At 64.1% G+C, this 9266-nt stretch carries 8 protein-coding genes and 1 pseudogene; 3 read left to right on the top strand and 6 right to left on the bottom strand.

The features are described from left to right. On the top strand, positions 1-706 hold a 706-nt coding region (locus tag AQY21_RS07500; RefSeq protein WP_058097097.1), incomplete at its 5' end, for a LysR substrate-binding domain-containing protein. A 22-nt stretch (positions 707-728) separates the two neighbouring features. Here AQY21_RS07500 and AQY21_RS07495 read toward each other — a convergent pair. The 6 genes from AQY21_RS07495 to AQY21_RS07470 all read right to left on the bottom strand — a co-directional run bounded on the left by AQY21_RS07495 (position 729) and on the right by AQY21_RS07470 (position 7412). Further along, positions 729-1376, bottom strand: coding sequence for a GntR family transcriptional regulator (locus AQY21_RS07495; RefSeq protein WP_058097096.1), 648 nt, complete (start codon positions 1374-1376; stop codon positions 729-731). Between the two features lie 120 nt (positions 1377-1496). Next, positions 1497-2660, bottom strand: coding sequence for an FAD-binding oxidoreductase (locus AQY21_RS07490; RefSeq protein WP_058097095.1), 1164 nt, complete (start codon positions 2658-2660; stop codon positions 1497-1499). Between the two features lie 11 nt (positions 2661-2671). Next, positions 2672-4105: an NAD-dependent succinate-semialdehyde dehydrogenase gene (locus AQY21_RS07485; protein WP_058097094.1), complete on the bottom strand. Its 1434-nt coding sequence runs from the start codon at positions 4103-4105 to the stop codon at positions 2672-2674. After that, the gene (locus AQY21_RS07480) at positions 4105-5727 is read right to left on the bottom strand and encodes a GMC family oxidoreductase (RefSeq protein WP_058097093.1); all 1623 of its coding nucleotides are present in this window, start codon (positions 5725-5727) and stop codon (positions 4105-4107) included. Before AQY21_RS07480 ends, AQY21_RS07485 begins: the two co-directional genes overlap by 1 nt. Before the next feature lie 156 nt (positions 5728-5883). Then, positions 5884-6705, bottom strand: coding sequence for a pyrroline-5-carboxylate reductase (locus AQY21_RS07475; protein WP_058097092.1), 822 nt, complete (start codon positions 6703-6705; stop codon positions 5884-5886). Then, positions 6702-7412: a GntR family transcriptional regulator gene (locus AQY21_RS07470; RefSeq protein ID WP_238986714.1), complete on the bottom strand. Its 711-nt coding sequence runs from the start codon at positions 7410-7412 to the stop codon at positions 6702-6704. The genes AQY21_RS07475 and AQY21_RS07470 overlap by 4 nt, the downstream gene beginning before the upstream one ends. A gap of 56 nt (positions 7413-7468) precedes the next feature. Between AQY21_RS07470 and AQY21_RS07465 the strand changes: the two genes are divergently transcribed. Next, positions 7469-8830, top strand: a complete 1362-nt coding sequence (locus tag AQY21_RS07465; RefSeq protein WP_058097091.1) for an FAD-binding oxidoreductase — start codon at positions 7469-7471, stop codon at positions 8828-8830. 23 nt (positions 8831-8853) lie between these two features. Beyond that, positions 8854-9266 (top strand): annotated as a pseudogene (locus tag AQY21_RS07460) (electron transfer flavoprotein subunit beta/FixA family protein); the annotation flags it as partial.

The raw sequence follows: 9266 nt of genomic DNA, 5'->3' as shown, positions 1-9266 counted from the left end.
GACCCTGCGCGAGGCGGTGCATGTCGTCGAGCAGATGCAGGGCCGGCTGGACAATCAGGTGCGGGTGGCGATGGTCTCGACGGCGCGGAACTTCGGCCCGCAGCTGGTGCAGCAATTCCTGCGCCAGCGCCCCGCGGCCCAGGTCGAGATCAGCATCGCCAACCGCGACGGCGTGATCGCCCAGCTGCAGGAGGACCGGGCCGACCTGGCGCTGATGGGCCGCCCGCCGCGGCGGATCGAGGTCACGGCCCACCAGTTCGCCAAGCACCCTTCCGTGCTGATCGGCAATCCCGAGCATCCGCTGACCCGCTTTCGCCGCATCCGCCGCGCCGATCTGGTCATGCACCGCTTCCTGGTGCGCGAAAGCGGCTCGGGCACCCGCATGGTGCACGAGCATTTCTTCCGCGAGGCCGGCCTGCCGCTGCCGCCGGCGCAGGAAATGGACAGCAACGCCAACATCAAGCAGGCGGTGATGGCGAACATGGGGCTCGCCTTCCTCTCCGCCCACACCATCGCGCTGGAGCGGCAGGCGGGCAAGCTGAGCGTGCTGAGCGTCGACGGCATGCCGCAGCTGCGCGACTGGTTCGTGGTCTATCCGCGCCGCAAGACGCTCGGCCCGGCCGCGCGCGAGTTCCGCGACTTCGTCACCACAGACGGCCCCGCCTTCATGCGCCAGTTCTTCGGAGAGGATTACGGCGCATCGTAGGGCCGGCCAAGCGGGCAGCGGCTCACCTGCGGCGCAATCGCGCGGCGGTTTCCTTTTTCGTCGTCTCGATATGCTGGCGCATCAGATCGACGGCTTTCTCGACCTCGCCCGCCTTGCAGGCATCCAGGATCCGGCGATGTTCCTGATGCGGCCTTTCGAGACCGGAGGTCTCGGTAACCAGCAGGCGGGTCACGGGGCCGATACGGGCGCGCAGATCGTCGATCATCTGAAGCAGCAGCGGGTTGTCGCAGGGGTCGTAAAGCGCCTGATGGAAGCGGACATTCAGGTCGCTCCAGGTCGAGATATCCGTGCTTTCCCCATATTCGGCAAGGATCCTGTCCGCCTTGTCGAAATCCGAATGGACCATGTGCGGGATGGCGAGTTCCAGCGCCTTGCATTCCAGCGCCACACGGATGTCCAGCAGGTTGAGGATTTCGTGCGGCGTCAACTCCCGCACCGTTGCCCCCTTGTTCTTGCGAAAGGTCACGAAACCATCGACCTCCAGGCGCAGCAGCGCCTCGCGCACCGGGATCTTGCTGACTCCGTGGTTGCGGGCAATCTCATCCTGGCGCAAAGGTTCCCCCGGCAGCAGATCCCCTGCCATGATCGCGGATTTGAGCGCGTCGTAAATGGGCTCTGCCGTCACCTGCGTCGCCTTGTTGCCTGACATCCAATCGCTCCTACCTATGAACGTATAATATTTCTCCAAATATGATGCGTTCTGCCGAAATAAACAACATCCCGGATGGGTCCAAGGCCATCCGGGATGTGCATTCGCGCAAGTGTGCGATCAGATGATGCCGCGTTCCGGCAGAGGCTTGTTGTCGAGCAGTCGCTGCCAGCCCAGACGGGACAGGTCGATGGTCTCGTATCGCCCCTTCAGGATCAGTTCGGCCATCGCCCGGCCACAGCCCGGAGCGTGCATCAGACCGTGACCGGAGAACCCGGCCAGCATGTGAAAGTTGCCCAATCCGTCGGCACCGGGACCGATGATGACATTGCCGTCGAAATCGTTCTGGTCATACAGGCCCGGCAACGTCGCCTTGCATTTCGTCTTCTCGAATTGCGGGAAACGGTGGGCGAGCGCCGGCCAGACCACGTTCTCGAAATAGTCGTGATCGGGCTCCATATTGTAGCCGCGCGGCTCCAGCAGGGTCGGCACGCCGCCGGAATAGCCCTTGCCCTCTGGGCGGAAGGCCAGCCGTTCGGGATCCTTGAGATAAGGCAGCGGCTCGATGGGGTCTTCGGATTCGAAATAATGCTCGAAGCGGCGCAGCGGCTCGATCGGCACGCTGAAGCCCAGCATGGCACAAGGTTCCTTGGCCCAGGCACCGGCGGCGTTCACGACATGCCCGGCCTCGATCCGCAGGCCGGATGCGCAGGTGATCGCGGTGACCTGCGCCCCCTGCCGTTCCAGCCCCGACACTTCCTCGGCCAGAAACTCGGCGCCGAGCGATTGGGCCTTCTTGCGAAAGCCCATCAGCACGGAATGCGGATCCAGCCATCCATCATCGGGCGAAAGGACGGCGGCGCCAAGGTCGCCGACATACATGGACGGGAAGCGGTGCTTGATCTCGTCAGGCTCCAGCCAGATCACGTTGCAGCCGAGGCTCTGCTCGGTATCGTAGTTCTCCTTCAACATGTCGGTCGCCGACGGGGGCACGATGAAGATATAGCCGCCCTTCTTGAAACCGATCTCGGCCGGTTGCCCATCGATTGCCATAGTCTGCGAGAAGTTCTCGAAGAAGGGGATGGAATAGTTTGACAATTCGATGTTTTCAGGCAGAGAGAACAGCCGCCGAACCCCGCCCGAGGCACGCGGCGTCGAAGCGATTTCATAGGTTGGGTCGCGTTCGATCACCATGACGCGAACGCTGGGGTCCATCGTCCTGATGTAATAGGCAACTGCCGAGCCCATGGCGCCGCCACCAATGATTGCCACATCCGTTTTCATCTTGTCGGTCCTTAGAGAAATTTTTCCGAAACCATCTTGGTGCGCAGATAGGCGTCGAGGCCTTCCATGCCGCTTTCGGCGCCGTAGCCGGATTCCTTGATGCCGCCGAAGGGCGTTTCCGCCTCGTGAACCGAGGTGTGGTTGATCCCCACGGCCCCGGCCTCCAGTGCCGCCGAGGCGCGCGCGATGGTGCCGGGCGATTGCGAGAACACATAGGCGGCCAGCCCATAGGGCAGCGCATTTGCCCGCTCGATCACCGCATCGAAATCGTCGAAGGGCACGAAGGCCGCCACCGGGCCGAACGGCTCCTCATGCATCAGCCGCGCGTCATCGGGCACATTGGCCAGCACCGTCGGCGCATAGAAATACCCCGGCCCCTCGACAGCCTCGCCGCCCAGACGCAGTTCCGCGCCGCGCTCCACGGCATCGGCGACCAGCGAAGCGATCGCCTCGCGCCGCTTTTCGGTGATCATCGGCCCCATCTGCGCGCCCTCGGCGCCGTTGCCGACGACAACCTGCCTGCTGCGCTCGACAAAGGCGTCGACGAAGCGGTCGAAAATGTCGCGATGCACGAAAAAGCGGGTGGGCGAGGTGCAGACCTGCCCGGCATTGCGAAACTTCGCCGCCACCAGCCGCTCGACCGCATTGTCGAGATCGGCATCTGCAAAGACCAGGACCGGGGCATGGCCACCCAGCTCCATCGTGCAGCGTTTCATCGTATCCGCCGCCATGCGCTGCAGCAGCTTGCCCACCGGGGTCGAGCCGGTCAGCGAGACCTTGCGCGGGATGGGCGAAGCGATCAGGTGTTCCGAAACCTCGGACGGCACGCCATGCACGATATTCAGCGCCCCTGCCGGAACGCCCGCATCGACGAAGCAGCGGCCGATGGCGATGGCCGTGCCGGGGGTTTCGTCCGAGGGCTTGACGATGATGCTGCAGGCCGCCGCCAGCGCTGCCGCCATCTTCAGCGCCACATTGCCGCCGGGGAAGTTCCAGGCCGCAAAACCCAGCGCCACGCCAACCGGCTCACGCAGCACCAACTGCCGCACGTCGGTCGCCCGTGCCGGGATCACGCGGCCATAGGCACGCTTGGCCTCTTCGGCATACCACAGCACCGCATCGGCGCAAAAGCCGACCTCGCCCGACGCTTCCGCCAGGCTCTTGCCGTTCTCGGCAGTCAGGATGCGGGCGATCTCGTCCTGGCGCTCGCGGATCAGCTGCGCGGCGCGGGCCAGAATTTCAGCGCGATGGGCAGCGGTGGTTTCCTTCCACGAGCGCCAAGCGCTGTCGGCGGTCTCCAAAGCCCGGTCCAGATCGGTCGGCGCGGCATGGGCCAGGTTCGCGATGACCTCTCCTGTGGCCGGATTGATCACGGGAATGGTCGCGCCGGTGGCGCCCTCGACCCATTCGCCGCCGATCAGCATGGGGATGGTTTCGACTGTCATCACTGCTCCTTTGCCGCCGGGCGGCCTTGGGATTGAAACGGGGCCCGGCCGCGAATCGCATCGGCGAGCTTCTCGGCGATCATGTAGGTGGGGGCGCTGAGATTGCCGGTCGTCACCCGCGGCATGATTGCGGTGCAGACCACGCGCAGGCCGGACAGGCCGTGAACCAGTCCCCTCGCATCGACCACGCCATCTTCGGGCGACGCGCTCATCCGGCAGGTGCCCGAGGGGTGATAGCTGGTGCCGATGGCGCGCTTCGCCCAATCGAGGATCTCGGTATCGGCTTGGGCCGAGGTTCCGGGACTGACCTCCTCGCCGCGGATTCCCTCCCAGGCGGGTTGCGAGAACAGATCGCGCGCCAGCCTGACCGAGCGGATCAGATCCTTGCGGTCCGCCTCGGTCTGCATGTGGTTGAAGACGATCTCGGGCGCGGCGTGCGGATCGGCCGAGCGCAGCCGGACATAGCCGCGCGAAGTCGGACGGGACAGGTCCATCCACAACTGGAAGCCGGGAAAGACCTTGACCTTGCCGTTCACCACGCGCCGCGCCAATGGCAGGAATTCCAGCTGGAGATTGGCGTAATCTGCCCCGTCATGGGTCTTGAGGAAGGCGCCCGCCTCGAAGAAGTTCGAAGCCCCCAGCCCGCGCCGGAACAGCAGCCATTCCAACCCCAGCCGCGCCTGGCCGATCAGCCCCAGTTCGGCGACCAGCGTGTCCTCGCGCCGAGCCGCATATTGCAGGTTCACGCCGGGATGGTTTTCCAGATTGCGCCCGACATTGGGCTGATCCAGCACCACCGGCAGTCCAAGCTGGCGCAGCTCGTCCGCCGGACCCACGCCCGACAGCAGCAGAAGCTTGGCCGCGCCCACGGTGCTGGCCGCAACGATGACCTCCTTGCCGGCCATCAGCGTCTCGCCATTCGTCAGCTCGACGCCGACGGCGCGGTCGCCGCGAAACAGGATGCGCACGACATGAGCACCGGTGCGCAGGTGCAGGTTGCGCCGGTTCTGCGCGGGCTTCAGATAGGCATCGCTGGCGCTGCAGCGGCGACCCTTGCCGATCAGCACCTGCGCGATATGCATGCCTTCCTGCTCGCCGGAATTGTGATCGGCCGGGCGCGGATAGCCCGCCTGTTCGCCCGAGCGCATGTAGACGTCGAACAGCGGATGCCGGGCCGGTGCCCGGCTGATCTGCAGCGGCCCGTCGCCGCCGCGCGTCTCATTGGCGCCCTCGGCGAAGGTTTCCATCTTGCGGAAATAAGGCAGGACTTCGCTCCAGCCCCAGCCCGGCAGACCTTGGTCGCGCCAGCCGTCGAAGTCGCGGGGGTTGCCGCGGTTGAAGATCATCGCATTGATCGAGGTCGATCCGCCCACCACCCGGCCGCGCTTCTCGTCAATCATCAGCCCGTCCAGCCAAGGCTCGGGCCCGGCCTGCTCGCCCCAGTTCAGCGCCTTGTTCTGGTAGACGAAGGGAATGGCGGCAGGCATCGCGATCAGCAGACCGCGATCCGAACCGCCTGCCTCGAGAAGCAGCACCTCGGTGCCCGCGTCCTCGGTCAGTCGAGAAGCGAGAACGCAGCCCGCGGCCCCTGCCCCAACGATGATGTAATCAGCCGTGTCCACTTTTCCCTCTGATCCTGGGCACCATCATTTGGTCCGCAGCCTCGCTAGCCCCGGCGTGCGCTTTCAACAGATTCTTCTGAAAAGACTCGCATAATATTATCTGTTCTGTCAATATTGTATACTATCATCGGAGATATAATTCCACCTCCCTCCCCGTCATGCTTCCGCTGCCAGTTCTAGGGCGCGCGCATGCGCCCGGCGCAGGGTTTCGGGAACGACCGCGGGCAAGGCGGAGGGATCCTCCAACGCGGTCAGACCGGCCTGGGTAGTGCCATTGGGGCTGGTGACGGCGCGCTTGAGCGCAGCGGCGTCGCGATCATCCTCCGCCAACATCCAGGCCGCGCCCAGGAACGTCTGGCGCACCAGCCGGTCGGCCAGCTGCGGATCGACCCCGGACCGCTCTGCAGCAAGGATCATTTGCTCTGCAAAGGCGAAGATGAAACCCGGCCCGCAGGCGAATACGGGATTGGCCAATTCGAAGCTTGCCTCGTCCTCTACCCAGTCGAACAGACCAAGCGCGCCGAACAGGTCTTCGACAAGTTTGCGTGTCGCCGGACTGACGCTTTCCGGCCTGACACAGCCAAGGGTGGCGCCGGCAGCAAGCATGGCAGGCAAGTTGGGCATGGTCCGCACGATCCGCTCGTGCCCGATTGCCGAGACGAGCCGTTCCAGGGGGATGCCCGCCATGATCGAAACCACATCGCTTTGCGCCATGATCCGCATCAGCGCCGGATCGAGCGCGCCGAAGACCTGGGGCTTTACCCCAAGAATGACCAGATTCGGTTTCAGCTCCGCGATCTCATCGGCAGTTGCGTGCAACGCGACCGGCGCCCCTGCGGGCAGCAGGCTGCGAGCGCGCTCCAGATCCGGGTCCAGCGCCACCAGACGGGCCTGCGGCACATGGGTGACGGCGCCGCCGATGATCGACGCCCCCATATTGCCACAGCCGATGAAGAGAAGCGTGGGTGCGTTAGTCATATTGTATCTCCTTGCAGGGGTATGGCGCCGAAACCGCGGCGGCGCAGCCGGGCGGCCATTTCCCGTTTCGTTGTCTCGATATGCCGGCGCAGCAGGGATACGGCGCGATCGGTGTCCTGCGCTTCGCACGCCAGAAGGATCTCGAGATGCTCGTCCTGAGGCCGCACATGGCCGGTAGCACGGGTCATCTCGCGCTGGATATACGGCCCGATACGATGTTGCAGGTCGAGGATCATGCGCAACAGTTCGGCATTGTCCGAGGGCGCATAAAGCGCCTGATGAAACTTCAGGTTCAGGGTACTCAGCCGCGCAACATCCGTGGCTTGCGTATACTGTTTGAACACGCGGTGCGCCTCGGCCAGATCCGAGGGCCCCATCTGCGGAATCGCCAGTCCCAGCGCCAGGCACTCCAGAGCGACGCGGATGTCCATGATATTGAGGATTTCGGAGGCCGACAGACCCCGCACCGTTGCGCCGCGATTCTTTCTCAGCAGCACATAACCATCGATTTCCAGCCGCAGCAGCGCCTCCCGAACCGGGATCTTCGACACGCCATGCAGGCGCGCGATCTCGTCCTGCCGCAGGGGCTGGCCCGGCGCCAGTTCGCCGGAAAGGATCCCGGTCTTTAGGGCTTGATAGATCGGTTCCGCAGCAGAGCGAATCTCGGTTTGCATAATCACATCCGCTCCCATGATTTCGTCTTGCATAGTAATCTTGATCGTATACGATAATGTCAATACGAATAATTTATGCCGGAGGCCACATGACTGCAACCGAATCATCTGTCGCAATCGTCGGAACAGGCATCATCGGAATCGCCTCAGCCTATTACCTGTGGAAAAATCACGGGATTCAGGACATCGTCCTGATCGACCAAGGGCAGCCGATGGGTTTCACCTCAACTCAGTCGGGAGACAACTATCGCAACTGGTGGCCCTCGACCCTGATGATGGACTTAACCAACCGCTCGATCGACCTGATGGAGCAGCTTGCGGACGAGACCGGCAATCGCTTCGCCATGACCAGACGGGGTTACATTCTGGCGACGCGGCAGCCCAACATGCAGCCCATGCTGGATCAGCTCACCGCCTGCCTGGGCGACAAGTCCGATTCGGAGATCCGGTATCACGACCGCAACAGCAAAAGCTATTTCCCGCCCGTCAATGCGGACTGGAAAGAGGCGCCGGACGGCTTCGACCTGCTCAGCGATCCGGCCTTGATCCGGGGCTGCTTTCCGTCGCTGGACAGCGACGTGAAGACGATCCTGCACATCAGGCGCGGCGGCGATATCTCGGGCCAGCAACTCGGCCAGGTCATGCTGGAGCGGCTGCAACGAGCCGGTATCCGGCGCGTAACCGGCATGGTTTCCGGAATCAGCCAGGACAAAGGCTTCGTGATCCAGCTGAACACGGTCGACGAAGCCACAACCATTCGCGCCGAGCGCATCGTCAACGCGGCCGGCCCCTTCGCAGGCGAAATCGCCGCGATGCTGGACGTCTCGCTGCCGCTTTACAACGTGATGCAGCAGAAGATCGCCTTTCCCGACACCAAAGCGGCAATTCCCCGCGACCTGCCCTTCACCATCGACATGGACCGGCAGTCGATCGACTGGGATGCGGAGGACCGCGCCCTCCTGGCCGAGGATCCTTCGACCGCGCATCTTGCGGCGGAAATGCCCGGCGCGATCCATTGCCGCCCCGAAGGCGGCATGAACGGCAACTGGCTCAAGCTGGGCTGGGCCTATAACGAGACGGCACAGCCCGCGGATTGGACGATCCCGCTGGACCCGCGTTTCCCCGAAATCGTGCTGCGCGGTGCCGCGCGCCTGAACCCCGGCCTCAAGGCCTATTACGGCAGGTTGCCACGCCAGATGTCGCATTACGGCGGCTGGTATACGCGCACCCGGGACAACTGGCCGCTGATCGGCCCGATGGGACCGGAAGGCGCATTCATGGCCTGCGGCCTTTCGGGCCACGGCACGATGGCGGCCTGCGCCACCGGAGAACTGCTTGCTTCCTGGCTCGCCGGGGCGGCCTTGCCGGGCTATGCACAGCCCTTCTCCATGAAGCGCTTCACCGAATCCAGTTTGCGGCAGACCGCCGAGCTGGAAACCGGCCTGCTCTAATTCTTTGAATCGGAAAGAGGATCATGAACATACTCGTGCCAGTGAAGCGCGTGATCGACTACAACGTGAAGGCGCGCGTTAAGAGCGACGGGTCTGGTGTCGATTTGGCGAATGTGAAGATGTCGATGAACCCGTTCGACGAGATCGCGGTCGAGGAGGCGATCCGTCTGAAGGAGAAGGGTCAGGCCGAGGAGGTGATCGCCGTCAGCATCGGCGTCAAGCAGGCGGCCGAGACGCTGCGCACCGCGCTGGCCATGGGCGCGGACCGGGCGATCCTGGTGGTGGCCGCGGACGACGTGCAGCAGGACATCGAGCCGCTGGCGGTGGCGAAGATCCTCGCCGCGGTGGCCAAGGCCGAAGGCACCGAACTCATCATCGCCGGCAAGCAGGCCATCGACAACGACATGAACGCCACCGGCCAGATGCTGGCGGCGAT

Origin of the sequence: Paracoccus sp. MKU1, assembly GCF_001447385.1 — a bacterium.
Lineage (GTDB): Bacteria > Pseudomonadota > Alphaproteobacteria > Rhodobacterales > Rhodobacteraceae > Paracoccus.
The sequence above is the reverse complement of the archived record's forward strand: the minus strand, read 5'-3'. Positions and strand labels throughout refer to the sequence as shown.